At 47.9% G+C, this 1,256-nt stretch carries 1 rRNA gene; it reads right to left on the bottom strand.

The features are described from left to right. A 23S ribosomal RNA gene (locus LY11_RS26455) occupies positions 1-1,200 on the bottom strand; the annotation flags it as partial. Positions 1,201-1,256 lie beyond the last annotated feature (56 nt).

The raw sequence follows: 1,256 nt of genomic DNA, 5'->3' as shown, positions 1-1,256 counted from the left end.
AATATTACCCATAGCTTCGGTGTACTACTTTATGCCCGTTTATTATCCATGCACGATCGCTCGACTAGTGAGCTGTTACGCACTCTTTAAATGAATGGCTGCTTCCAAGCCAACATCCTAGCTGTCTAGGCAATCGCACCTCGTTAGTTCAACTTAGTAGTAACTTGGGGACCTTAGCTGATGGTCTGGGTTCTTTCCCTCTCGGCCCGTGACCTTAGCACCCCGGGCCTCACTGCAGTGTATATTTAATAGCATTCGGAGTTTGTCTGGATTTGGTAGGATTTGACTCCCCCGCACCCAATCAGTAGCTCTACCTCTATTAAACTTTACCACCACGCTGTTCCTAAAAACATTTCGGGGAGTACGAGCTATTTCCCAGTTTGATTAGCCTTTCACCCCTACCCACAGATCATCCGGAAACTTTTCAACGTTTATCGGTTCGGTCCTCCAGTACGTGTTACCGCACCTTCAACCTGTCCATGGGTAGATCACAAGGTTTCGCGTCTACCTCCCCTGACTATACGCCCTATTCAGACTCGCTTTCGCTTCGGCTGCGTGTCTTAAACACTTAACCTTGCCAGAGAAGAGTAACTCGTAGGCTCATTATGCAAAAGGCACGCCGTCACGCCACCTGGACGCTCCGACCGCTTGTAAGTACACAGTTTCAGGTTCTATTTCACTCCCCTGTTCGGGGTTCTTTTCACCTTTCCCTCACGGTACTGGTTCACTATCGGTCTCTCAGGAGTATTTAGCCTTACCGGATGGTGCCGGCAGATTCCCACAAGGCGTCTCCGACCTCGCGGTACTCAGGATACTACTAGACTAATGTTACTTACGTGTACGCGGCTCTCACGCTATCTTGCCAGGCTTCCCATCCTGTTCCACTTCATTTCATTAATGCCATATTGTAGTCCTACAACCCCAGCTATGCCGTAACATAACTGGTTTGGGCTCTTTCCCGTTCGCTCGCCACTACTTAGGAAATCATTATTATTTTCTCTTCCTCTGCTTACTTAGATGTTTCAGTTCGGCAGGTTTGCGCATCGTAATGCGACTAGTCTTCAACTAGCCAGGTTTCCCCATTCGGAAATCTCCGGATTAATTCATATTTGCTAATCCCCGGAGCTTATCGCAGCTTATCACGTCCTTCATCGCCTCTGAGAGCCAAGGCATCCCCTGTGTACTCTTTCTTACTTTCTTCTCTCCATAGCCTTTTGCGCCTATGGAAATGCTTTTTTTAATCTGTTATTAACCCT

The organism is Pedobacter cryoconitis (genome assembly GCF_003259615.1).
Lineage (GTDB): Bacteria > Bacteroidota > Bacteroidia > Sphingobacteriales > Sphingobacteriaceae > Pedobacter > Pedobacter cryoconitis.
Note: the sequence above shows the minus strand (reverse complement) of the source record. Positions and strands in the feature narration are given on the sequence as shown.